The 25,112-nt window shown below is 43.7% G+C and carries 22 protein-coding genes and 3 pseudogenes; 15 read left to right on the top strand and 10 right to left on the bottom strand.

The annotated features are described in order from the left end of the window. Window positions 1-40 precede the first annotated feature (40 nt). Window positions 41-1,186 carry an ArgE/DapE family deacylase gene (locus FGL90_RS05600; RefSeq protein WP_010620358.1) on the bottom strand — a complete coding sequence of 382 codons (1,146 nt, stop codon included), beginning with the start codon at window positions 1,184-1,186 and terminating at the stop codon, window positions 41-43. Beyond that, window positions 1,186-2,340, bottom strand: coding sequence for an ArgE/DapE family deacylase (locus FGL90_RS05595; RefSeq protein ID WP_147657253.1), 1,155 nt, complete (start codon window positions 2,338-2,340; stop codon window positions 1,186-1,188). The genes FGL90_RS05600 and FGL90_RS05595 overlap by 1 nt, the downstream gene beginning before the upstream one ends. 160 nt (window positions 2,341-2,500) lie before the next feature. Here FGL90_RS05595 and FGL90_RS05590 point away from each other — a divergent pair, with 160 nt between their 5' ends. The 3 genes from FGL90_RS05590 to FGL90_RS05580 all read left to right on the top strand — a co-directional run bounded on the left by FGL90_RS05590 (window position 2,501) and on the right by FGL90_RS05580 (window position 5,521). Further along, the gene (locus FGL90_RS05590; RefSeq protein WP_010620360.1) at window positions 2,501-3,010 is read left to right on the top strand and encodes a YbhB/YbcL family Raf kinase inhibitor-like protein; all 510 of its coding nucleotides are present in this window, start codon (window positions 2,501-2,503) and stop codon (window positions 3,008-3,010) included. A gap of 24 nt (window positions 3,011-3,034) precedes the next feature. Beyond that, window positions 3,035-3,514 carry a universal stress protein gene (locus FGL90_RS05585; protein WP_010620361.1) on the top strand — a complete coding sequence of 160 codons (480 nt, stop codon included), beginning with the start codon at window positions 3,035-3,037 and terminating at the stop codon, window positions 3,512-3,514. 444 nt (window positions 3,515-3,958) lie between these two features. Then, window positions 3,959-5,521: an APC family permease gene (locus FGL90_RS05580; RefSeq protein ID WP_147657251.1), complete on the top strand. Its 1,563-nt coding sequence runs from the start codon at window positions 3,959-3,961 to the stop codon at window positions 5,519-5,521. A 66-nt stretch (window positions 5,522-5,587) separates the two neighbouring features. Here FGL90_RS05580 and FGL90_RS05575 read toward each other — a convergent pair whose 3' ends face one another. The 3 genes and pseudogenes from FGL90_RS05575 to FGL90_RS05565 all read right to left on the bottom strand — a co-directional run bounded on the left by FGL90_RS05575 (window position 5,588) and on the right by FGL90_RS05565 (window position 7,964). After that, window positions 5,588-5,863: a helix-turn-helix domain-containing protein gene (locus tag FGL90_RS05575; RefSeq protein WP_187240403.1), complete on the bottom strand. Its 276-nt coding sequence runs from the start codon at window positions 5,861-5,863 to the stop codon at window positions 5,588-5,590. A gap of 138 nt (window positions 5,864-6,001) precedes the next feature. Further along, the gene (locus tag FGL90_RS05570) at window positions 6,002-6,499 is read right to left on the bottom strand and encodes a DUF4811 domain-containing protein (RefSeq protein ID WP_147657247.1); all 498 of its coding nucleotides are present in this window, start codon (window positions 6,497-6,499) and stop codon (window positions 6,002-6,004) included. Window position 6,500: 1 nt separating this feature from the next. Then, window positions 6,501-7,964, bottom strand: a pseudogene (locus FGL90_RS05565) (MDR family MFS transporter). Window positions 7,965-8,229: 265 nt separating this feature from the next. Here FGL90_RS05565 and FGL90_RS05560 point away from each other — a divergent pair. The 8 genes from FGL90_RS05560 (at window position 8,230) to phoU (ending at window position 15,696) form a co-directional block, all read left to right on the top strand. After that, window positions 8,230-8,925: a response regulator transcription factor gene (locus FGL90_RS05560; RefSeq protein WP_010620366.1), complete on the top strand. Its 696-nt coding sequence runs from the start codon at window positions 8,230-8,232 to the stop codon at window positions 8,923-8,925. Next, complete coding sequence (locus FGL90_RS05555) at window positions 8,922-10,259, top strand: sensor histidine kinase (protein WP_147657245.1); 1,338 nt, start codon at window positions 8,922-8,924, stop codon at window positions 10,257-10,259. The genes FGL90_RS05560 and FGL90_RS05555 overlap by 4 nt, the downstream gene beginning before the upstream one ends. Before the next feature lie 501 nt (window positions 10,260-10,760). After that, window positions 10,761-11,606, top strand: a complete 846-nt coding sequence (locus FGL90_RS05550; protein ID WP_147657243.1) for a phosphate ABC transporter substrate-binding protein PstS family protein — start codon at window positions 10,761-10,763, stop codon at window positions 11,604-11,606. Window positions 11,607-11,617: 11 nt separating this feature from the next. Then, the gene (pstC, locus tag FGL90_RS05545) at window positions 11,618-12,538 is read left to right on the top strand and encodes a phosphate ABC transporter permease subunit PstC (RefSeq protein WP_010620369.1); all 921 of its coding nucleotides are present in this window, start codon (window positions 11,618-11,620) and stop codon (window positions 12,536-12,538) included. Next, on the top strand, window positions 12,535-13,422 hold the full coding sequence (pstA, locus tag FGL90_RS05540) for a phosphate ABC transporter permease PstA (protein WP_010620370.1): 888 nt from the start codon (window positions 12,535-12,537) through the stop codon (window positions 13,420-13,422). Before pstC ends, pstA begins: the two co-directional genes overlap by 4 nt. Before the next feature lie 11 nt (window positions 13,423-13,433). Then, window positions 13,434-14,225: a phosphate ABC transporter ATP-binding protein PstB gene (gene pstB / locus FGL90_RS05535; protein ID WP_010620371.1), complete on the top strand. Its 792-nt coding sequence runs from the start codon at window positions 13,434-13,436 to the stop codon at window positions 14,223-14,225. A gap of 13 nt (window positions 14,226-14,238) precedes the next feature. Then, entirely contained in the window at window positions 14,239-14,997 is a 759-nt protein-coding gene (gene pstB / locus FGL90_RS05530) for a phosphate ABC transporter ATP-binding protein PstB (protein ID WP_010620372.1), read from the top strand. A 21-nt stretch (window positions 14,998-15,018) separates the two neighbouring features. Then, the gene (gene phoU, locus FGL90_RS05525) at window positions 15,019-15,696 is read left to right on the top strand and encodes a phosphate signaling complex protein PhoU (protein ID WP_010620373.1); all 678 of its coding nucleotides are present in this window, start codon (window positions 15,019-15,021) and stop codon (window positions 15,694-15,696) included. Window positions 15,697-15,736: 40 nt separating this feature from the next. On the opposite strand, the gene FGL90_RS05520 is transcribed toward phoU, so the two are convergent. Continuing rightward, window positions 15,737-16,096, bottom strand: coding sequence for an iron chaperone (locus FGL90_RS05520; protein WP_010620374.1), 360 nt, complete (start codon window positions 16,094-16,096; stop codon window positions 15,737-15,739). Between the two features lie 153 nt (window positions 16,097-16,249). On the opposite strand from FGL90_RS05520, the gene FGL90_RS05515 reads away from it, so the two are divergent. Beyond that, complete coding sequence (locus tag FGL90_RS05515) at window positions 16,250-16,522, top strand: AbrB/MazE/SpoVT family DNA-binding domain-containing protein (RefSeq protein WP_147657241.1); 273 nt, start codon at window positions 16,250-16,252, stop codon at window positions 16,520-16,522. 147 nt (window positions 16,523-16,669) lie between these two features. Here the strand turns inward: FGL90_RS05515 and FGL90_RS05510 are convergent, their stop codons facing one another. From FGL90_RS05510 to FGL90_RS05500, 3 genes and pseudogenes are all read right to left on the bottom strand, one after another. Continuing rightward, window positions 16,670-18,565, bottom strand: coding sequence for an ABC transporter ATP-binding protein (locus FGL90_RS05510; protein ID WP_147657239.1), 1,896 nt, complete (start codon window positions 18,563-18,565; stop codon window positions 16,670-16,672). After that, window positions 18,552-20,288 (bottom strand): annotated as a pseudogene (locus FGL90_RS05505) (ABC transporter ATP-binding protein). The gene FGL90_RS05510 and the pseudogene FGL90_RS05505 overlap by 14 nt, the downstream one beginning before the upstream one ends. Continuing rightward, on the bottom strand, window positions 20,285-20,749 hold the full coding sequence (locus tag FGL90_RS05500) for a MarR family winged helix-turn-helix transcriptional regulator (protein WP_081484031.1): 465 nt from the start codon (window positions 20,747-20,749) through the stop codon (window positions 20,285-20,287). Before FGL90_RS05500 ends, FGL90_RS05505 begins: the two are co-directional and overlap by 4 nt. Before the next feature lie 235 nt (window positions 20,750-20,984). Here FGL90_RS05500 and FGL90_RS05495 point away from each other — a divergent pair, with 235 nt between their 5' ends. Together FGL90_RS05495 and FGL90_RS05490 are read left to right on the top strand one after the other, a co-directional pair. Then, window positions 20,985-22,391 (top strand): MFS transporter, encoded by a 1,407-nt coding sequence (locus FGL90_RS05495; protein WP_147657237.1) that lies wholly within the window; start codon window positions 20,985-20,987, stop codon window positions 22,389-22,391. Window positions 22,392-22,478: 87 nt separating this feature from the next. Beyond that, window positions 22,479-24,149 (top strand): IS1182 family transposase, encoded by a 1,671-nt coding sequence (locus tag FGL90_RS05490; RefSeq protein ID WP_187240402.1) that lies wholly within the window; start codon window positions 22,479-22,481, stop codon window positions 24,147-24,149. A 9-nt stretch (window positions 24,150-24,158) separates the two neighbouring features. On the opposite strand, the gene FGL90_RS05485 is transcribed toward FGL90_RS05490, so the two are convergent. Next, a complete protein-coding gene (locus FGL90_RS05485) occupies window positions 24,159-24,635 on the bottom strand; it encodes a hypothetical protein (protein WP_010620380.1) in 477 nt (158 codons plus the stop codon). Between the two features lie 113 nt (window positions 24,636-24,748). Here FGL90_RS05485 and FGL90_RS05480 point away from each other — a divergent pair. Next, window positions 24,749-25,011 (top strand): annotated as a pseudogene (locus FGL90_RS05480) (HigA family addiction module antitoxin). The last annotated feature ends 101 nt before the right edge of the window (window positions 25,012-25,112 follow it).

Genomic DNA, 25,112 nt, shown 5'->3' with positions numbered 1-25,112 from the left:
TTTGGAAGTCACAATTGACCCTCCGCCGCACCGCGTTCTGTTACGCTAAAAATTCGAGCGCAAGCTTCTTATAGAAATCAATGCTCTTCAAAAAGTCTGCAAGCTCAACGTACTCATCTGGCATGTGGGATGTTTCCGATCCAGGACCGTACACGATGCTCGTAAAGTCCCCCTTTGCACGTAAGAACTCCGCACCATCATTTGCACCACCAGAGCCAACTGGTTGAGCCTCCTTACCAAATGTTTCCTTAGAGACCTTCTGTGCTAATTTTACCAATGGTGCGTCCGGTTGACCAGGAATTGCTTCTTCAGGAAAACTGTATGATAGTTTCAAATCGAATCCAGGACTCTCATTTAGCTCGGCGACCAGCTTTTCAATGGCGTCATAAAAGACTTGGTTCGGGTATTCTGGAATCGTTCGCATGTTTGCCATCAACCATGCTTTGGCGGGAATGCTGTTAATTTGCTCGCCGCCTTCAATTAAATCGACGTTGTGTAAAACGCCGCCCAAAATTGGATTCACTTTGTCAAAAGGTGCCATCACTTTTTGAATTTCATTGTAGTACACCATTAAATTATCAATCGCATTGATGCCATTTTGTGGACGGGCACTGTGCGCCGCCTTTCCGGTGGACTCAATTCGATAATCAATGACGCCACGCGCCGTATACGTAATTTGGTCTAAGCCGCTGGGTTCCGAAATGACCAACCCCGCCAAATTATCGGCATAACCTTCATCAGTTAGCGTGGCGGCCCCGTACTCGCCCGTTTCCTCACCAACCGTTGCTAGTAGTCGGATTTCACCCGGCAGCTCAACGCCATCTTCCAGGAATTCGAGCATCGCGATGACTTGGGCGGTCAAGCCCGTCTTCATGTCGGAGGCGCCACGACCAAAAATCTTGCCATCCGCCACTTCGCCGCCAAACGGGTCGTGCGTCCATTTGGACAAATCACCTGGATCGACAACGTCCATGTGGCCCGAAAAACCGAGACGCTGACCCTTAGGATTGCCAATTGTGACCGCCAAATTATCCCGGTTGGGCGCATAATTTACCTTTTCCACTTTGGCATTCGGATATTTTTCAAAAAGCGAGGCAATGTAGTCTGCTACTTCGGTTTCATTATCGTTAACTGACTTGATTTGAATAATATGCTTTAAAATGTCAATTTTTTCTTGTTTCTCCATTAGTTGTCACCCTCCAAAAATTTAAGTGAAATATTTTTATAGAGTTCAATCGCCTTTAAATACTGATTTAAGTCCACGTACTCATTAACTTGGTGAGCGGTATTACTACCGGGACCCACAATGACCATGGGAAAATCACCCTTGCTGTCAATAAATTTAGAGCCATCAGTCGTTCCCTTGTCCCCAGACAGGGTCACTTCATGGCCAACTTCCGCTTCCGTCTCTCGTTTGACAAATTGGACGAAATCGACATTCTGATCACCAGGCAGCGCATCCCCAACCAGCAAGTATTCCAAGTCCAGCTCGAATCCTGGTTGCTGATTTAAGGTTGCAATAACCGCCTCCAGCCGTTGTTTCACGACCTTAGCCGGCGTTTGCGGAATCAGCCGAATATTCGCTTCCAAGTCTGCTTCGGCAGGAATGCTGTTAATTTGCTCGCCGCCCTTTATGACGGTCACGTTGTGCAGCAAGTTTCCTAGGACGGCATCCGTTTCGTCAAATTTAGCAAGCTCAGCTTTGGCAGTGTGCCAGAACGTCATCAGATTTTCAATGGCGTTGACGCCCATTTCTGGTGAAGCGGAATGAGCCGCTTTGCCATGACTCGTTACGCGATAATCAATGTCGCCATTGTGGGTATAGCTAATGTCCAGCCCGCTGCCTTCACAAATTACGAGCGCATCGAGATCATCTAAGTAGCCCTCTTTTGTCAGCTGCTCACTGCCGACCATTGTCGATTCCTCGGCTATCGTGCAAATGAGCTTAATTTGGCCGTGTTGTGGTTCGCCTTGATCCAACAGCTCCAACGCTGCGATAACCATTGCGGCTAACCCGGCTTTCATATCTGAGGCGCCCCGACCAACCATTTTAAAGTCATCAGTGATGTCGCCGCTAAACGGTGCATGATCCCACTTTTGTGGATCCCCCGTCGCGACCACATCCATATGACCAGCAAATCCTAATTGTCGATGATGATCCGTTCCAATTGTCACGACTAGGTTATCTCTGCCTGACTTATAGCGGACACGCGTCATCTCGACGTTTGGATAAGGTTGAAATAGGGTTGCCAAATAGTCCGCCACGAGACTTTCATGATCGTTAACCGTCTCCATTTGGACAATTCGTTGCAATAATTTAATTTTTTCTTGCTGGTCCATTTTGACACCTCAGCTTTCCGTTACTTACCCTATAGCATACATGTTCACTGCATGAAAAATCAATGTGAAAATTATGAGATTCGTCACATACCAAACTAGAATTACGGGTTTGCGGTATAATTAGACTAATCTATTAATAAGTTTGAAGGAGGTTCCCACCATGAAAATTAGTATTCCAACCGATAACGGTGTGTTAGCTAATAAATATTCAAAATATGCAACCGAGGAAGATTTACTAAATGGGCAACCGGTTACGTCATTTCCAATCGACATCACCGAAGTTCCTACCGGCGTCAAAACGTTTGCCGTCACCATGATTGATCACGACGCCATTCCAGTTGGTGGTTTTACCTGGATTCATTGGGTGGCCGCTAACCTTCCCGGAAATTTAACGCAGATTCCCGAAAATGCCAGTCAGAGTGGCGAAGTCCAAATGACGTTTGGAAAAAATTCCACCGCCGGCAAATTAGTCGGGCAAACAAATCCCGCCATTTTTCAGCACTATACGGGACCTTTCCCACCAGATAAGGATCACCGCTACACCGTCACCGTGTATGCAATCGACGAAAAGCTTCCATTAAAGGACGGCTTTTGGCTTAACGACTTATGGGACGCCATGGATGGGCACGTTTTAGCTCAAACGAGTCAAACCCTCATCGGGCGCGCTTAGAAAAAGGAAGGACTCCAACAACTTATGCTACAACACTACGAACATCTTTTGGTCCCAGTTGATGGGTCCAATCAAGCAGAACACGCCTTGCTCAAAGCAATGGCAATCGCCAAACGTAACAATGCGTCAATCGAGCTCTTAAGTGTCATCGACGTTAACCAATATGGGTCATTTGGAAACGTCACCGAGGGCAGTCTCCTCGAAAAACTCGTGAACGATAACAAGGGGTATCTCCAGACTCTTGCTGACCAATTAAAGGACAAATATGACTTTACAGATACCAATATTCACGTCCGATTTGGGAATCCTAAATCCGTCATCAGTTTTGATTTCGAGAAGGACCATCCCGTCGACCTCATCGTCATGGGGGCAACCGGGATGAATGCGGTCAATCGAATTGTGGTTGGATCAGTGACCTCGTTTGTGAACCGAAACGCCAAAATGGACGTACTAATCGTGCGGACGGACAGCAATAATAAGCTGTTGAAGTCGACTAAAAATTAGGTAAAAGCAAAGAGGTTGGGACAAAACATTTGTTTTGTCCCAACCCCTTTACTATTTCCGAATATTCTTGCTTAGTCGGGTTCCAAAAGGCTGCTTTTCCGCCTAGCTACGATCAACAAACAATCCCAAGTGCAGGATTATTCGTTAATCTAGGCTATGCTCAAAAGCAAACCGCCTTTTGTCTCACCCTCTTTATTTTTCATTTTTATAAATATTATTGCCTAGTCGGGTTCCAAAAGGCTGCTCCCTAAGCCTAACTACGATCAACGAACAATCCAGGTACGGGATTATCCGTTAATCTAGGTTACGCTCGGAAGCAAATCGCCTTTTTCACACCCTTTTTTGATTTCCCAGCAAACGTGATACAATAAGTCAGCAAACCAACGAAGGAGGCTTCCTCAGATTAAATCGAACACAAAAAAAATTAGCTTATTTCAAACCGTCATGCTGGCGCTTGGCTCCCTCATCGGATCCGGCTGGCTTTTCGGTTCCTGGGAGGCCTCCAAAATTGCCGGTCCCGCTGCCATCATTTCCTGGATTCTTGGTGGCGCCGTTATCGGCATCATCGCGTACAATTACGTTGAGTTAGGGGCCATGTTCCCGCAATCAGGAGCCATGAGCAAATACGCGCAGTACTCGCACGGACCGCTCTTGGGATTCATTGCTGCGTGGGCAAATTGGGTTTCGCTCGTCACACTGATTCCCATTGAAGCCGTTGCCGCCGTTCAATACATGAGCAGTTGGCCATGGAAATGGGCCCACTGGACGCGCGCGTTTATCACAAACGGAACCATCACGACCGAGGGCCTATTCCTCGTTTTCGTTTTCATTATTATTTTTACGCTATTAAATTACTGGTCGGTTTCACTGCTGACCCACTTCACCAGCTTCATTTCAATTTTCAAAATTGGGGTGCCCCTGTTGACCATCATCATGATGACCCTGTCTGGATTTCATCCTGAAAATTATGGTCACTCACTGCAAACGTTCATGCCATATGGAACGGCGCCTATTTTTGCCGCAACAACCGTTTCCGGAATCATTTTCTCATTTGATGCCTTCCAAACTGTGATTAACATGGGCGGGGAAATCCGCGATCCCAAGCACAATATTGGGCGCGGAATCACGTTATCCCTCACAATTAGTGGCATTATTTACATCATTCTTCAAAGCACCTACATCACCTCGATTAGCCCCGCTTTGATTGCCAAAGTTGGTTGGCACGGCGTTAACTTTAATTCGCCGTTCGCTGACCTAGCCATCATGCTCGGCATTTACTGGCTGTCGGTTCTTCTGTACATGGATGCCTTCGTTTCACCATTTGGAACAGGGGTTTCCTTCGTTGCGTCAACCGGCCGAGCACTTTACGCCATGGCAAGTAACAACCACATTCCCAAATTTATCGGTAACGTTAATTTGAAATACGGAATTCCCCGAGTCGCGATTCTAGTCAATGCCATTCTCAGCATGGTCATGGTTTCAGTTTTCAGATCTTGGGGCACCTTGGCGAGTGTCATTTCGACATCGACCTTAATCGCCTACTTGACCGGACCAGTTACCGTTGTGTCACTGCGAAAAATGGCGCCCAAATTTAAGCGTCCCGTTACACTGAAAGCTATCCACTTCTTTGCCCCACTCGCCTTTGTTTTGGCATCGTTAGCAACCTACTGGGCAATGTGGCCGACGACTATCGAAGTGATTTTGGTTATCCTGCTGGGCTTTCCCTTCTACTTCTATTATGAATGGAAAATGGGCTGGAAGGATTTCAAACATCAGCTTCGCGGAAGCGCCTGGTTAATTGGCTACCTCATTTTCATCTCCGTCATGTCGTATATTGGTAGTTCTGAATTTAACGGTCAAAATTGGATTCACTACCCATTTGATTTCGGGGTCGTAATTGTGTTCTCACTGATTTTCTACTATTGGGGAACGGTCACGCACTATCGTAGTAAATACTTCGATGAAGCACAGAAGTTGAATGAAACCGAAGTTGATTTGGATGATTAGTTGGTAAAAAATCAAATAAAAGAGGTGTGAACCAGACTAATTAGTTTGGCCACACCTCTTTTCATTTTAAATTTTCACCGTGATGTGCCCGCTCATGGCCCTGGTTAATTTGCCAATCGTTTCAAAACTTGCAGAAACCTCAGCCCGTTCAATATGCACAATTGCTGCCTGAGACACACCACTTATTTTTGCTAATTCCTTTTGCGTGAGCTGCTTATCAATTCGTAGTTGATAAACTTGTTTAGCAATCTCCACCCTAGTTCGATTAACCATCGTCAAATCAGTTAGTTGAGGATCCTTTGCGTGAAGATCAGCTAGGAGCTCATTATAAGTTTTTTTCATTGAGGTTCCTCCAGTCTTAAAATAAATTAACTCATTCGCCCAAATTATATCGTCAACAATATAAATACGCAAATTAATCTCAATTATATCAATAAAAATGCGCATTCCTCATTTTTCAGGAATGCGCATTTATTTTGGCTATTTTTCAATCACTTTTGAGTTACTTTTTACTCTAAACGTGTAACGGCTGTGCGTCAGTTGATGGTTCGGCACACCATTTGCAAAGAGTAATCGAAGTTCTTCGTTGCGGTAAACGCGATAGGTCCGCGTAATCTTAACGGCGTTTTGTTTGGCTCCACGCTTCAACACAACCGTACTGATAGTTGGCCTTGTCTTCTTAACCTTGGTATCTAGCGGATTATCCCGGTAGAAGTAGATTCGTTCTGTTTGAGTACCTAGCCGTTTGTATGCTAGAACTTGGCGGTTCTTACCCATAGTAGCCAACGGCCGAGTTTCAGTGGTTTGGATCTGTTTCATCCCAAAGTAACCGTTATAATTCAACGTCATCAACACAACGCTACCAACCACCAATATGAAGCCAACTGTCACCCAAACCGCCTTTTTAATGCTGTGTTGTAGAAAGATGACGCTCCAGGCAAAAATCAACGCACCAGCAAATAAGAAAATAACAATCATCTTAACCTAACCTCCTTGAGTCGCGCTTCAAGAAGAACGTCAGCACAAATCCAACCAAAGAAAATAGGGTTGCAATGAAAAATGCCCAACGGAATCCGACCACATTTGCATGCAGTGATAATTTACCAAATAAGATTGGCGTTGCATGAGCCACTCCCTGACTTGGAAGATGTTTCGTGGTTTCACTGGCCATGATAGAAACCAAAATAGCAGTTCCCATCGAGGCAAACATTTGACGCGCAGTGTTGTTTACAACGGTTCCATCACCAATTAGGTTCAATGGCAAAGCATTCATCCCCGTCGTCGTCACCGGCATCATGACCATCGAAATACTGAACATCCGAACCGTGTACAGGCAAACCAAGTAGAATACTGGGGTTGTCGGCGTAACCGGAATAAAGGATCCAGTTGTCAGCGTCAAAAGGAACATCCCCGCAATCGCCATGTTTCGCGCACCTAATTGGTCAAAAATTCGTCCCGTAATCGGGTTCATAATTCCAATGGTGATAGCGCCAGGCAACAGCGTTAGTCCAGATGCAAAAGCCGATTCACCGTGAATTGTTTGGAGGTACAGTGGCAAAACGAGTGTAAATTCGTTCATCGCCATAAATGAAACCGAAACCAAAATGGCAGATAACGTGTAGTCTGAACTTTCAAAAACTTTAAATTGAAGCAGCGGATTTTTAATTTTAAGTGAACGTAAAATGAAGAGAGCAACCACAATCACACCGACAATCAGCGTGACGTACACGATTGGACTCGTCCATGAATGGTCACCAACCGATGAAAAGCCGAAAATCATTGAACCGAATCCGATTACTGACATGACTACGGACATCCAGTCCACAGGGGCCTTCTTGGTTGGTAACACTTTTCGTAGCGTGAAGAAACCCATCACCAAAACTAGTAATGAAACGGGCATGATGGCTAAGAAAAGCATTCAATAGTGCATTAAAATCCAACCAGCAAAAGTTGGGCCAATGGCTGGCGCTAATCCAACAACTAAACCAGCCGTTCCCATTGCAGCGCCTCGTTTGGAAGGTGGAAAAATTGATGTCATAATTGTCTGGTAAACAGGAGCGGTAATCCCCACTCCGGCGGCCTGAACCAGTCGACCGACTAAGATTCCCCAAAAACTTGTCGCAAAGTAACAGAGAATACTCCCGATGAAAAAGATAACAATGGCCGAAAGATAAAGCCTTTTGGTATCAAATCGCTGCAGGAAAAATCCGGTAATTGGAATCACAATTCCCATCATCAGCATAAATCCAGTCGTCAACCATTGAACGGTTGTTGCAGATATGTTGAACGATTTCATCAGCGTTGGAAACGCGGTTGTCAGCATCGTTGACGTAATAAACGTGCTGAATGTTCCAACTAATAATGTAAAAACTAAAGCAAGACGGTTATACGGGCGGCCATTTTGGTCGACGGGTTGATCAGCCGTTGTGGGTCTGTTCGTCAAAATTTCCACCTCATAATTCTATATTTATGTAATAACCTGCATACGTGAACAGTGCAAAATAAAAATTGGTACCAGTAAACGTACCAATTCCGTGTGGACTGCGCTTCTATCCCATTTTATTATATGAGTTCCATTATAGTAACATTCGCTCAATAAATCAAATTTTGTCCAATTACGGCACTTTACCACCTTCATAATCGGCAAACTCGCTGACTTATGCTAAAATTTGAATTAGGAAGTAATTCATCTGAATCGGGGGAGCACTATGACCAAAGTATTAATTGTAGATGACGAAGACGCTATTTCGACTTTGCTCACGTTTAATCTGCAACAAGAAGGCTTTGAAACGGTAACTGCCAATAACGGCGCAACTGCACTCAAGATAATTGAATCCGATTCACTGGATTGTATTTTGCTTGATCTCATGTTGCCTGGAATGGATGGCCTTTCTGTCTTGAAAAAAATGCAGCAGGAAACCATCGAAACCCCCGTCATCATCATTACCGCAAAGTCACAAGAAGTCGACCGGATTCTAGGGCTTGAACTTGGTGCTGATGACTACATTAGTAAGCCATTTAGTCCAAGGGAAGTTATCGCCAGAATCAATGCCGTTTTACGCCGTCATCAAAAGTCAGCCCAATCGACTCCTCTCAACAAATTAACTTTTGGCGACCTGACCATTAACCTGTCCCAACACGTTGTCACCGTTAAGAATCAACTAATCGATTTAACGCCCAAAGAGTATGAATTGCTCGTCTACTTTGCTGAAAACAAGCAGCAGGTTCTCAGTCGTCAACAGCTGCTCCAGCACGTTTGGGACGTTGACACGGACCTCGATAGCCGAATGGTTGATATTCAGATTAGTCATTTGCGCGATAAATTAAAACAGCCAGCCCCTAATCAAAATTGGATCAAGACCGTTCGCGGATTTGGTTACCAATTTGGAATGGAGTCCTTATGAAAAAACAAATTTTTCTATTCTTTCTAATCAACCTAATCATTTTAGAATTAGTTGGTTTCTTCTTGCCGCTGTCAGCTGGTCTCCATCTGGGACTAATGCTCGCGGTGGCGGTATGTGCCACCCTCATTTTTACCTTTTTTGTTTGGCGTTTTTCAAAAAAATTGGCGCTCATACAAAAAAAGGTCCATCAAATCAACGTTGCAAATGATGATACGCATTTGATTTTACCAAACGATGATCCGCTGCACGGCCTCACACACGAGCTCAATCAGCTACAATCGCACATAAAGCATCAGTCGCATCGAACTTTACGACAGGAAAATGAACTGGAGACTCTCGTTAAGCATCTCCCAATTGGGGTCATGGTCATTGACCGTTACGGACAAGTCCAAGTGGCAAATGATGTCATTCAGGAACTTTTCCAACATGAGTTTGACCCAATTCCACATGCCTACCAACAGGATATTGTACAACCAGAACTCCTAACGATGGTCAATGCTGCTATGCAGCGGCAAAAGAGTGGCCAGCGATTGATCACTTTTGACACGCCCCAAAACCGAAAGAATATTCGTGTCCAAGTTCTATACAGCGAAATTCGACCTAAGCACTTCCAAGTTACTGTTCTGTTAACGGACGTCAGTGATTTGGTTGCAATGTCCAAGATGCAATCGGACTTTGTCGCCAATGCAAGTCATGAATTAAAGACACCAATCACCGCCATTTCCGGATTCAGCGAAACTTTACTAGAACAGCCCACTGATGAAAAGACCCGGGAAAAGTTTTTAACCATCATCAAACAGGAATCAGACAAACTCGTTAAATTAATTGATGATATTTTATCGCTTTCTCGCTTACGAGACGACCAACCAGGCGACCTGAAGCTTCAACAAATCCACCTAGCTGATTTTGTATCAGATCAACTGGACGATCATCAAGCATCTGCCCAACTAAAGAGTGTCAAACTCGAAAACAATGTTCCCGCAGACTTGATTGTCACTAGCGACGAAGGCCGTTTGAGGGGAATTCTCTATAATTTATTAGCAAATGCAATTAAATACAATGATGACGGCGGTCACGTGACGGTGGCTGCTACCTCCACTTTTGCTGGCTGGCAACTGAGTGTTAGCGACAACGGAATCGGCATCCCAACCAACCAACAGCAGCGAATTTTTGAACGGTTCTATCGTGGCGACAATGGTAAGACCATTCCTGGAACTGGATTAGGTTTAGCCATCGTTGCGGAACAAGCCGCTCAACTGTCTGGCTCAATCAACGTCACAAGTGAATTGGGTGTTGGTACCACCATTAAAATTGATTTTCCAAATGATAATTAGATTGAACAACTTCTGTGTGAGCGGAAGTTGTTTTTTGTTTCCTATTTTTCAGTGAGTTTCAGTGAATTACTGATGTAACTGATTAGGATTCTAAGTTAAGCCTCCAAAAATCAGCTCATGACCAGAGGCGAAATTAGTCTTATCGATTTATCGATTAGACTAAGCATTACTCGCAAGACCGCCCTTTGGCTTGCGTGAATGCCGCCTCGTTCCGTCATGAAGCTGAAGAAGGAGGCGTTTTGTGAGTATTCGATGGTACTCGGAACCAACCGTGAGAAATCATTTTTACTTTCGGGTTCAACCATCCTTCTCCCTGTGTCTAATCTGAATTACCCGCGCGAACAAGTCCACGCTTTCGTAATTCGATTAGTACTCGGAAGAACCCAGATGGTTTCTCACCTATATATTTACACAACCTTTACATTCCATCTACACAGTTTTTACACTCCTTTGGTACGATTTACCTACTGAACTTCGACCCTACTTAAGGAGATTTCGCCCATGAAAAAACGTTGGCCCCTCATTCTCATCGGCATCTTAATCATCTTGCTTGGCTTCGCCTACGTCACTCGCGACCAAAGTAAGCAAGGTGAATCCATCACCGCCGTTGGCTCAACCGCCCTACAGCCACTGGTTGAAGCAGCCGGCGAAGAATACAGCAAAGTAAATCCCGGCATCTTTGTCAACGTGCAAGGTGGTGGTTCTGGAACTGGATTGAGTCAGATTCAATCCGGTGCTGTCTCCATCGGTAACTCGGACCTTTTTGCCAGCGAGCAAACGGGAATAGATGAAAAAAAGCTAACTGATAATCGGGTTGCTGTTATCGGCATTACGCCCATTTTAAATAAAAAAGCGGGTATCAAAAACTTAACAACCAAGCAGCTTCAGGCCATTTTTACCGGAAAGGTAACTAATTGGCAACAAGTTGGTGGTCGTAACCAGAAGATTGTCATCGTCAATCGAACTCAGGGAAGTGGTACGCGCGTTACGTTTGAAAAGCGTGGTCTAAACAAAGCACGCAGTATAGCCTCTCAGGAACAAGATTCATCCGGAACAACTCGTCAAATTGTCGCCACAACGCCTGGGGCAACCAGCTATGTATCGTTTTCGTACATTAACGACACCATTTCCGTTCCAACATTAAATGGTATCAAGCCCACGAATAAAAATGTGACAACTAACAAATGGCAAATTTGGTCATACGAACATTTATACACCCAGAAGAACACGGATAAAGTCACAAAAAGGTTCATTAAGTACGTCTTATCCAGTCACGTACAAGATGAACTGGTCCCCCAACTTGGCTACATCCCCATCAAAGACATGCAAGTTGAACGGTTAGAGTAAAGGAGAATTAGATGGATAAAATTAGGGAAAGCATCTTGACCAAATCCCACGCCAGCAAGCTTGAACGACGTGGTAAAATCATTAGTTTTATGTGTCTCGGCGGTATTTGTTTAATCGTCCTGGCCATCTTCATCTTCATTGCCTACCGCGGATTGGCCACTTTTACCAGTGATCACGTGTCAATCTTCAAATTCCTCGGCGGTACCAAATGGAACCCCGAAGTCACTGAAAATGGCCATCCACTTGTCGGAGCTTTGCCAATGATTACCGGATCATTTCTAATTACCATTTTGGCAACCCTTCTTGCGCTTCCCTTTGCGATTGGGACTGCGCTCATGATGACAGACATTACTCCCAAAATGGGAACGCGAATCTTGCAGCCGGTGCTGGAACTCCTCGTTGGAATTCCCTCCGTCGTTTACGGATTCGTTGGTTTAACGGTGGTTGTGCCATTTATGCGCAGTATCTTTGGTGGTAGTGGTTTCGGAATTCTTGCCGGAACTTTCGTCCTGTTCGTGATGGTCTTGCCAACCATCACCTCCATGACCGTTGACGCCTTAAAATCAGTTCCCAAAGATTACCGTTCTGCTTCCCTCGCGCTTGGTGCGACTCGCTGGCAAACAATTTACAAAGTAGTCTTACGAACAGCGACTCCCGGTATTTTAACCGCCATCGTGTTCGGTATGGCCCGCGCCTTTGGTGAAGCACTTGCCGTTCAAATGGTGGTCGGAAACGCCGCACTCATGCCAACAAGCTTGGTTGCGCCAGCTTCCACACTGACCAGTGTCCTCACAACGGGAATCGGGAATACAGTTCTTGGCACTGTCCAAAACGACGCTCTCTGGTCACTCGCACTCATTCTATTACTAATGTCACTAGCCTTTAACCTGGCTATTCACCTAATCGCTAAACGAGGGGAGCTGAAACGATGAACGCCAAACGGTATGACAAACTTGCGACTGGCCTGTTATATACAATAGCTGGAATTGTCGTTTTGATTTTACTTCTCCTCCTTGGATTCATTATCATCCGCGGCTTGCCACAACTAAGCTGGTCCTTCCTAACCACACCTTCGCGCGCCTTTACGGCTGGCGGCGGAATCGGAATCCAACTATTTAATTCAATCTACCTCTTAATTCTGACGATGCTTATCTCAATGCCGATTGCGTTAGGTGCCAGCATCTATCTAAACGAGTACGCCAAACCAGGTAAGGTTACCAGCATCATCAGAACGATGATTGAAATTCTGAGTTCCCTGCCTTCAGTGGTCGTTGGTCTTTTCGGTTTCTTACTCTTCGTTGTTCAGTTTGGATTAAGCTTTTCAATTCTTTCTGGGGCGTTGGCACTGACCGTTTTCAACCTACCCCTACTGACTCGAAGTATTGAAGATGCCCTTAAGTCCATCAGCAACGATCAGCGAAATGGTGGTCTGGCTCTCGGCATTTCAAAATGGGAAACCGTCACTAAAATCATTCTACCGGCCGCAGTACCAAGCATCGTCTCTGGCCTGATTCTTAGTGCCGGACGTGTCTTTGGTGAAGCTGCCGCACTGATTTACACGGCTGGTCAAAGTGCTCCCGCTTTGAATTTTGCTAACTGGAATCCATTTGATATTGATAGTCCGCTAAATCCAATGCGCCCCGCCGAAACTCTCGCCGTCCACATTTGGAAGATTAATTCGGAAGGAATCATGCCCGACTCTTCGGCTGTCTCAGCTGGGGCCGCCGCTGTTTTAATTATCGTTGTCCTCATCTTTAACTTACTTGCCCGTTGGATAGGCCGCTTGCTGTTCAAGCGCCTAACCGCCGGCTCATAGGGGGGTGCCATATGCAAACTAAAGATAGATACATTCAGCAATTCGATGAAACGCAAGAAATGGCGTTAACCACGAAAAATTTGCACATTTACTATGGTGATTTTGAAGCCATTTCCGAAGCTGATCTTCAAATTCCCCGCTTTAAAATCACCGCCCTTATTGGGGCCTCAGGTTCCGGCAAATCAACTTTTCTCCGTTCCCTAAACCGCATGAACGACAATGTCGCTGACGTTAAGGGCGAAATCTGGTATCGGGATCTGAATTTAAACTCTAAGGAAATTGATGTATACGCAATGCGTCGCCAAATCGGAATGGTGTTCCAGCGCCCCAATCCATTTCCAAAATCGATTTACGAAAACATCACCTTTGCCCTAGAACGGCACGGGATAACCGATAAAAAGGAACTGGCCGAACGCGTCGAAACGTCATTGAAACAAGCCGCACTTTGGGAAGAAGTTAAGGACAAACTCAACCAGAGTGCCCTCGCGCTCTCTGGTGGTCAGGCACAGCGTTTATGTATTGCCCGAGCAATTGCCTTGCAACCCGATATTCTCCTGTTAGATGAGCCAGCAAGTGCCTTAGATCCAATTTCAACGGCACAATTGGAAGAAACGTTAGTCAACCTCAAGCAGCACTACACCATCGTCATCGTCACTCATAACCTGCCACAAGCTGCCAGGATTAGCGATTACACCGCCCATTTTTCACAGGGAAAAGTGATTGAATTCAACAACACGAAAGAAACCTTTACGGATCCAAAGGTAAAATTGACGAACGATTATATCTCTGGCGACTTTGGCTAATTTGGAGGCTCTAATGGTAAATACGATTTTAAAAACCAAAAACGTTAAATTAAAGTACGGTGATTTCGAAGCGCTCCACGGAATTGACTTAGACTTCAACCAAAATGAAATTACCGCCCTCATCGGTCCTTCGGGTTGTGGAAAATCGACCTACCTCCGTTGTTTAAATCGGATGAACGATTTGATTGACGGCGTGACCGTCACCGGAGACTTTGATTTTCAAGGTGCAGACGTTTATGCCGACGACTACGACATCGTGGACTTACGTAAACAAATCGGCATGGTCTTTCAACAGCCGAACCCATTTCCAATGTCCATCTATGACAACGTTGTCTACGGATTGCGGGTTGCTGGCGTTCGCGATAAAGCCACACTCGATGAAGCAGCTCAAACCTCATTAAAGCAGGCAGCCATTTGGGACGAAGTGAAAAACAAGTTGGATCAAAGTGCCCTTGCCCTATCCGGTGGTCAGCAGCAACGAGTCTGCATCGCGAGGGCCCTTGCCGTTTCACCCGACATCATCCTTTTAGATGAACCAACCAGCGCACTGGATCCTCACTCTAGTCGCCAAATTGAAGCAACTTTATTGCAACTCAAAGAAAAATACACGATTATTACCGTAACGCATAACTTACAACAGGCCGCTCGAATCGCGGACAAGACAGCTTTCTTCCTTTCAGGTGACCTGATTGAAGCTGCCGACACGAAACAAATTTTCATGAATCCAGAACACAAAGAGACCAGCGACTTCATCACCGGCCGTTTTGGCTAATCACGATTAAGGAGGCTCACCATGAAACGTTTAATTGACAAAGAATTGGCACAACTCGATGCCCAATTCACCGAAATGGGTGTGACGGTCGCCGAAGCGATTGGCACAGCCGGAAAATCCATGGTCCGCGGCGATACACGTTCCGCAGAGGAAATTGTGGCCCATGATCACCGAATCAACGAACAGGAAATGAAACTTGAGCAAAAGGCTTTAGAAATCATTGCGTTGCATCAACCAATCACCAATGATTTACGCGAAGTCGTTACCATTTTAAAGGCGGTCTCCGACTTGGAGCACGCCGGCGATCACGCGCGGGACATCGCCCTCGCCAGCATTCAGCAAAAACAGGAACCCGCTTTGCAGCCCATCTTGACGCTGATTGAGCAGTTCAGCATGTTCATCGAAAAATTGATGCGCGACATGTTGTCCGCCTACGTCAAAAAGGACTGGCGCTTTGCCGAACAAAACGGAATGCACCTCGCAACCGAGGCCAGCCAGCAGAACGTCAAAATTAACGAAGCCTGTATTGCGGCTATGAAGCAGCACGGCGAATTGGGTGAGCAGATTTTACTCTACGTTTCGGTGGCAAACGCCCTGGAACAAATTTGCGATTGCGCCCTAAACATTGGCGAGTGGATTATTTACGGTCACTCTGGCGAAATTGTCGAAATTAAACCAGTTACTAAACTGGAAGATTAACTTACTAGCTTCTTGAATCCTACAAAAAAATGCAAGCCAATTAGGCTTGCGTTTTTGTTACCTCATCAATTCGATAGGTCACGATTTCTCTTATTAATTTAACTGGTAACGGCTGATTATAGGGTAGCTTGATCGTGCCCTTAGTCGTTTCAAACGAGGCCAACTCATCCTCAAATTTGAGAATGGGATCGTCCGTTGGGTAAAATCCCAAATGATTCTTCGTCGGTGCAAAATAGACGAGCACCTTGCCATTTAATTTGATGGCTGGCATGTTATACGAAATCGTCTCGACTGCATCAGGTGCCGCATCCGCAAGTAGGTCACGCATAATCTGCGCGACCTCCAGTTGCATTGGGTCTAAATCAGCTAAGTATTCAGCCATTGTTGTGTACTTTTTCAAGTCATCACCGCCTTATTATCTAATTAAATAATAGCATGAAATCTTTGCCTAAAGTAGCAAAATAAGGAAAAGTCATAGTTTATGACGTATTTATTAATTGGATTACCTTTATCAACTTGATAAAATGAAAGTGATAACTTGGGAGCGATTATAATGAAGGATTCATTAAAATATTATAAAATCAAAAAACAGGGTAACTCATTGACTATCAGCATTAATAAAGACGCCGAAATTAAAGAGGGCCAACTATACAGTCTTGAAATTAATTCCGCTGGACAACTTATTTATACACCTGTTGAAAGTCCAACTAATATTTGGGATACCGAGGAAGCTCAGAACCATAATTTTCAGAAGGATCTCAAAGAAATTGGGTTTAATATTGGTAATGAATCTAGTAAAGGACAAGAAGGAGCGGAATATTGCTAGACTTTCCAAAGTGCGAGCATAATTTCTCGGATTGAAGTAACTTAAACAACGCATTAGAGACGTATTCTCAATCTAAATATCAAAGGGATTCGAAATTTACTTCGAATCCCTTTTTTATATTAATTCAATTTTACTTAATTTCAATCTTTATCCTAATTCAGCCTTTCCCGTATACAATTCATAATACTTACCCTGTTTGGCAATGAGCTGATCATGGTCGCCCTCTTCAATAATCTTGCCATCCTCCAGCACCATAATATCGTCGGAGTTATGAATGGTCGATAATCGGTGTGCAATGACGAAAGTGGTCCGGTTCTTCATCAAATTGTCCATCCCCGTCTGCACCATTTTTTCAGTCCGCGTATCAATGCTTGAAGTGGCCTCATCCATAATCATCACCGGTGGATCGGCTACCGCTGCCCGAGCGATTGACAATAGCTGTCGTTGCCCTTGCGACAAATCGGATCCAGAACCATCGATCACCGTATCGTAGCCATTTGGCAAATTGCGAATAAACCCATCCGCGTTTGCTAATTTGGCAGCCTCTTCCACCTCAGCATCGGTGGCATTCAGTCGTCCGTATCGAATGTTATCCCGCACGGAAGCCGTGAACAGGTTCGTATCCTGCAACACCATCCCCATTGATAGCCGTAAACTGGCCTTTTGAATCTGGTTAATATCGATGCCATCATACGTAATTTGGCCACTCGAAATGTCGTAGAACCGGTTCAGCATGTTGGTAATCGTCGTCTTCCCAGCTCCCGTTTCGCCAACAAGCGCCATTTTTTCGCCCGGATTGGCTTCAATTGTAATATGGTGGAGAATTTGATTTTTGCCATCATAGCTGAAGTTCACGTCTTTAAATTGAATATGTCCGCGAACGCGCGTCAGTGTCACATTCCCGTGCTCATCAACCCGTTTCCAGCCCCAATGATCCGTCCGATTGGCAGTTTCCGTTAGCGTGCCATCTTCGGCAACCGCAACGGACACCAAACTAACAATCCCAGAATCCTGTTCCACCGGTTCGTCAAATAGTTGAAATATTCGCTGGGCACCGGCAAGTCCCATAATAATAACGTTTAACTGCATCGTAATCGCCGCAATTGGTTGACTAAATGAACGACTTAACTGGAGAAATGCCGCAATCGCACCTAACGTCAGCAACGCTGGATGATTAACGGCAATGTAGCCGCCGACCACCGCAATCAGTACATATAAAATATTACCGACATTTCCCATAATTGGAAATAGCATCGTTGATAATCCATTTGCCCGACTGGCATCCTCACGCAGCGCATCATTTCGCTTATCAAATCCAGCCTTAGCCTGTTCTTCATGGGAGAATACTTTGACGACCTTTTGTCCGTTGAGCATTTCCTCAATGTAGCCGTTTATGTTTCCAGTTGCCTTCTGTTGGAGGCGGAAGTACTTACTACTTTTGGCCGTAAGCGAACGGACGACAAAGATACTTAATGCAAAGACAACCAAACTAATGACCGTTAGCAATGGACTCAGGATGATCATGGCTGTCAGTGTAAATGCCACGTTAAAAACTGAATTCACCAGCATCGGTAGACTTTGTTCAATCATTTGTCGCAGCGTATCCGCGTCATTGGTGAAGCGACTCATAATGTCCCCATAATCGTTGGAATCAAAGTAACGTAGTGGTAACTTTTGCATGTGGGTGAACATATCGTCACGCACCCGCTTCTGTAATCGTTGTCCGGTCATAATCATGACTTGGGTGTACAAAAGTGTGCCGAGAACCCCTAGCAAATAAACCGCACCCATCAAAATAATCATGTTGAGTAAGGGGGCAAAATTAGGATTGGCGGCCTTAGTCAACGGCGTAATGTAATCATCAATTAGTTGTTGGATGAACATGGTCCCAATAACCGCCGCCGCGGATGAAATGATAATCGAGAAGAACGCGACAAACAACGCAAAGTGACTTTCCTGAAAAATATAGCGCAACAACCGCCACAAAATTTTCCAAGCAGAGCCTTCGATTTTTCCCCTACCGGCTACTCTAGCTCTTTGCATGTTCGTCGCCTCCTTTGATTTGAGAATTGTAAATTTCTTGATACAGTTTATCTGATTTCAATAGTTCATCACGTGTCCCGACAGCATCTATTTGACCGTCCTTCATAACGATGATTCGATCGGCGTTTTGAACGGATCAAATCCGTTGCGCAATGAGCAGTTTGGTCATCGTCGGAAGTTCCGCATTAAAGGCCTCTTGAATTAGCCTGTCGGTATGCGTATCCACGGCACTCGTTGAATCATCCAGAATCAGGATCTTAGGGTTCTTCAATAATGCCCGCGCAATTGTCAGTCGCTGCTTTTGACCACCAGAAACGTTGCTACCACCTTGTTCAATATAGGTGTCATAGACATCTGGAAGGCTTTGAACGAAAGTATCCGCCTGAGCTAATTTGGCAGCATGCACCAGTTCCGCATCCGTAGCGTCCGCATTGCCCCAACGTAAATTTTCCGCAATCGTACCTGAAAAAAGCACATTTTGCTGTAAAACCATCGAAACGTTGTCGCGAAGTGTGCGGATGTCATACTGCCGCACATCATTGCCACCAACGCTCACTACGCCACCGTTAACATCGTAAAGTCGCGGAATCAGCTGTACCAGCGTGCTCTTCCCACTACCGGTTTCACCAATAATTCCAACAGTTTCGCCGGATTTAATGTGCAGGTTGATGTCACTAAGACGTTCTTTATGGTCATCTTCGTAAGCAAATTTAACCTGGTTAAACTCAATATCGCCATTTGGCACAGCCATGATTGGCTTGGTTGGGCTCTTCAACGTACTTTCGTAGGTCAACACTTCAACAATTCGTTTGGCCGAAGCCATTGAAATCGTCAATTGGTTAAAGACGTTTGATAACATGTTTAAACTCATCAAAACCGACATGGCGTACGCTAACAAACTGACCAATTGGCCCGCTTGCATCGTGCCGCCTACAATCCGTCTAGCACCAAACCAGGCTAAGAATAGTAGCGTTCCGTACATAACAAACTGCATAATTGGACTATTTAACTGCAAGATTCGTTCAGCTTTACTGAAGATTTCAAAAATTCTAGATGAAGCTACTTTTTCTTTGTCGTTCTCAGTATCTGAACGATTATATGTTTTGACAACTCGAATGCCTCGTAGGTTTTCGCGCACGACTTGGTTCAAACCATCATAGCGTTGGTAAACTTTCTTGAACATTGGCCGGCCAATTGCAATGATAATTGATAACGCGATTGCCATGACGGGTACCGTCACGATAAAGACGGTCGCCATTTCTGCATCCACTGAAAATGCCATCGCAATTGAGAAAATCAGCATTAATGGCGAGCGAACTGCCATCCGGACTGACATTTGAAAGGCCTGTTGAATATTCATTACGTCGGTTGTCAACCGGGTGACAATGCTTGAAGGTGAAAAATGGTCGATATCTTCAAACGCAAAGTTTTGAATGTGATAGTACAAGTCTTGTCGTAAGTTTTTCGCAAATCCTGCACTTGCCGCACTGGAAAACCAACTGGCACCAGCACCGGCAGCTAATGAGATAAATGCGCCAATCAGCATCACAACGCCGAGTCTTTCAATGTAACCCATGTTTCCAGGAACAATTCCCTTATCAATCATGCCAGCCATTAAAAATGGAATCATGGTCTCAATGAACGTTTCAATGGCAACTAGTAATGGTGATATAAGTGCGTCACGCTTATATTCTCGGACAGATTGTAATAGTTGTCTTATCATTTAGTCGTGCCCCCTTGAGTCTCGTCACTATCAATGTTTTTAACAATTTGCGCGGTCACCCTTTGCCAAACTTCAAGATCTGCCTCCGAGATTCCTTTTATGAGCTTTTTCTCGTAATCATAAGTCCCGTTGACAACACTTTCCCGGTACGACAGGGCTTTTGGCGTTAGCATAATTTGCTTAAATCGCGCATCGTCAGGCATACTCTTGCGGACTAGGTAGCCCTTCTTCTCCATTTTTTGCAAAATACTCGTGACCGATGGCGGCCGAATACCAAAGTAGCTTTCGATATCTCGCTGAAAAATGGGTCCCTTATCCGTGCGCAACAATAAGTAGTGCAGGATGCCACCCTGTTTGCCGGTGATGTCTTCGCTTAAAAAGGTTTTGTTGAATTTACGTGTTGATCGATTTGCTAGGTTATGTAGTTGATGGTTAATGCCCAAATGTGTGGTAATCTTCACCCTCGTTTTTTATAGTTAGAATTCTAAATATAAGGTAGCACAACTCCGTCAATTTTTCAGGGTGTTTGTTTGGAAAAGCACAATTGGTTAAGGCTTTCTGTTTGAAATTTAGTTAAATATTTATATACTTACCTTGTACTATTGAAATCGGTATTAGCGCTTCGCCGCATGTTATTTTTACATAACACTTCCATTGAATAATCAGGCTTAAACTATTGGTTTGGGGGGACAAATCGTGAACGAACAAAAGCCCATAAAGGTCATTCTTGTCCTAGGTCTATTTTCATTTTTAAGTGCGCTATCTGGATCAAGTACCAGTTTAGCAATTCCTAAAATTGCCCTTTCACTGGAAATTTCTAGTGGCTTAGCAACGTGGGTCCTCCAATCGGGGCTCATCACGACGACTATTTTTTTCGTTGCTTTTGGCCACATGGGAGATTTACTTTCTAAAAATTTTATTTTCTTTTCAGGCGGGATCGCCTTCACTATTGGCTCTGCAATAACCGGGATCGCGCCAACATTTAGTTTAATCATTATTGGCCGGATTATTCAGGCGTTTGGTTCATCAATGATTATGGCAAATTCTATGGGTATTGTCAGCGATTACTTTCCTGATAAAAAGCGGGCGCAAGCTTTGTCGTACATTTCAATGTTCATCTCTGCTGGTTCTATCTCAGGTCCAGCTGCTGGTGGATTTATCATGTCGGTGGCCTCATGGCGGTGGATTTACTTGATTAATGTCCCCTTGATGATTGCAGTTTTAATATTCGGTCATCATGCATTACCTATCCCAAAAGTCTCGATTAAACAACTAAAGAGCGCTACGCAAGGGGCTAATTGGATGGGCCAAGGACTTTTCACAGCTGGAATCATCATCTTTTTCTTAAGTGGTGCTATTTTTCAGTCTCGTTCAAATTGGCTGATTGGACTCATCACTCTTGTTGTGGGTGGGGCCCTAACAATCTACTCATTTTATCAAGATGACGTTGCTAATTTACCTTGGATTTCGCCAAAAATTTTGCATAACCGCCCGTACCTCGTTTCGATTATGGCGCTTTTACTCGTTATGTTGGTCAATTCTGTTTCGAACATTCTGCTTCCCTTTTATTTCCAAAGTTATGGCCTAATGACGCCTTTTCAAAGCGGCCTATTAATTATGCTGCAATCACTGGTCATGCTGGTTTTATCGCCCTTTGCCGGCTATTTGGCTGATCGCGTGAATCGACAACTGATGACCATCATTGGCTTAGTGATCTTAACTGTTTCCCAAATTGGCTATTTGCTCTATCCAGCTGGGATGAATTTAACCCGGATCATCATTCCAATTGTCATTAACGGTATTGGAATGGCGTTTTTCCTGTCACCTAACAATGCACTTACAATGGGACTCGTTGATAAATCACTAACGGGAATTGCAGGATCACTAAACTCATTTTCCCGAACCATTGGAATGACCATTGGAATCAGCTTTGGTTCCTCAATTCTATTCGCACTACTACCAAATGTTGATCAGATTACGCCTGCACTAGGCGAAACATTTCTATCTGCCTTTTGGGGAGTGTTTTATGTTGCCATCGCCATCTCTTCATTAGCATCCATCATGGTTTTTGTAAGATATTTACGTGCCAAAAAAACAGCATAACTGCTTACTGCAATTATCTGTATACACACAAAAAGAAAGAGGCTGGGACAAAAGTCCTAATCTAAAATAAGAAAGTTGGTGCCCACCGTGTATAAACATTGTAACAATAACCAAACCATATTAACATTTCCAATTGAATTTAAAATTAATCCCAATCATATTGTCGTTTCAATTAGTGATTTTGTAGATAGTATTCCCACTGAAATTCTGTATCCGGATGCTGACAAGTTTGGGCGACCAAAATATTCGCCAGCGATGATGATGAAACTCCTATTATTTGCTTACATGCGTCATACGTTTTCTGGCCGTGCTATCCAAGAAATGGCAGAGGAAAACCTACCAATGAAGTGGTTAATTGGTAATCCGGACGAAGTCCCAAGTTATCGGAGCATTAATCGCTTTCGAATTTCACAAGTAGCAAAAGGGATTATCAAAAAAATGTTTCTTCAATTTCATGAACAATTAAGTGCATATGGTTTAGTAGATGACGAATCGTTATTTATTGATGGCACAAAGATTGTCGCAGATGCCAATAAATACTCCTTTGTTTGGCGAAAAAGCGTCGAACGAAATGATGCCAAGTTAGAGGAAAAAGCTAGCGCCTTATTTGATGACATGATTCAAGAAAAGGTTAATCTAGCAACTGATGCCGAAGGAACTTTGGCGAAGTTAGATCATGCAGAACGTGAATTAGAACATGATATTGATGACCTCGATCAGAAAATTAGTGCAGAAAAAGTCATTAAAGGTGGCTCGCCATCAAAGCAACGACGAAGAAAACTAAAACATTTTAAGCATATTATTACTTCGGATTTAAAGCCTCGGAAGCAAAAATATGAAGATTATCTTGAAATTCTGGGAAACCGAAACAGTTTTTCTAAGACTGATCATGATGCAACCTTTATGCGAATGAAGGAAGATCCAATGCAAAATGGTCAATTAAAACCAGGATATAACTTACAGATTGGTACTCAAAATCAATTTGTCCTATTTTATGATTTGAATCAACGGCCAGCTGACCAAAGAACGCTAGTCCCATTTTTGAATCAAGTCCAACAAAGAAAGGCCACGTTCCGTTACGTAGTAGCGGATGCAGGTTATGGTAGTGAACCAAATTATGACTTTGTTTTAAAGGATTTTAAAGCGACGCCACTTATTCCCTATACAATGTATTTAAAAGAACAATCCAAGAAGTATAAAAATGATGCCAATAAGGTTATGAATTGGGCCTATGATAACGCAACTGACAGTTTCACTGATCAGCATCATATTCAATTCTCCTTTAAACAAGTCTATAACAGGACTGATAAGTATGGGTTTCAGCGGACCATTCGAAAATATGAAGCCAATCAATACGAGGATCCCGAAGGTTATCACTATTCGATTGCGGAAAGGGGTAACCAACGGTCAATCCAAATAAATCCGCATTGGGAAATGGAAAAAAGATTAATTAGAGTTAAGCTTTCAAGTAAGACAGGTGCTTCAATTTACGCAAAGCGTAAAATTGAAGTTGAGCCAGTTTTTGGTAACTTGAAGGCTAATTTGGCGTTCAAACGCTTATCAGTCAGAGGGTTAGAAAAAGCCAAAAATGAATTGGGGATCATTTTAATGGCCGGAAACTTAAAGAAGATGATGAAAATCATCCTTTCAAGTCGTCAGCGGAGTCAAAAAAGTAGTTGGAAAAACTTAGTGAATAAGTTTTTCCAACTACTTTTTTATTCAGAGGTCAGTTTTGTCCCAGCCACTTCTTTTGACTGATTAATCATCTTAGTAATGGTAGGATCCGTTAGAATTAACTTTAACCAGTTGATACTTAGTAGAAATAATTTGTTTGGATTTGATACTTACGTATGCAGATTTGATTTTTGCCTTCGAAACATTCCAAAGCAAAACAGACCGCTTCTTGCCATTCACCTTCAACGCAGCATGTCTGAAGTAAAAGTAATAGCCTTTATCAAACGATTTGTCCGTTATTTTCTGACGGTTCCAATTTTTGGCTTTAGTATAGTGAATTCTATTAATGGCTTTAGGAGCTGTTCCAGTAGGTACGGGATGCCAGCTCAACTTATGAGTCGATATTTTTATGACCTCACCTGCTTTTTGTCCTTGATACTTACCGGTTAAAGAATACCATGTGCCCCTAGTGCTTTTCGGTGTAGCCTTGTACGCTTTAGCTTGTACCGGTACTGCTACTAAACTGAGCGTCAAAATCATAGATAAAACCAACAATGTTATTTTCTTCATTATATTACCCTCCAATATCTCTCATTGTAGCTTATAACTAAATAAAATAAATCAGCTGGATAAGAAATCATTAAAAGTACTTCACTAAAAAGTTATTCTCAAAAGAAGAATTTATGCTGCCCATGAAATTATCGGCTTACGCTCTTACGAAACAGATTAGCCTTCCTACTTCTAGAATTCAGGACATCTTACACGATCGGCGCCAAGTAACCGTTGATACATCCGTTCGTCTTGAACGTTTTTCCGGAATTTCAGACCGCTTTTTTTAAATTTACAAAATGATATCGATATTCGAAATGCCAAACAGAAGCATGGTGACAGCTACAATCAAATTAAACCTTTTCAAATATACATTCATTCGGTACTAATGAACTAGCCTGTTCCAATACTTTTTCACCATCAAAATAAATCCGTTTAATAATATTTTTAAGGTTGTTTTGGCTATCAAATTGTAAATGAACTCATTGAGAACCGTTA

This window comes from Secundilactobacillus malefermentans (assembly GCF_008033155.1).
Taxonomy (GTDB): Bacteria; Bacillota; Bacilli; order Lactobacillales; family Lactobacillaceae; genus Secundilactobacillus; species Secundilactobacillus malefermentans.
This window is presented reverse-complemented; position numbering and strand designations above follow the sequence as displayed.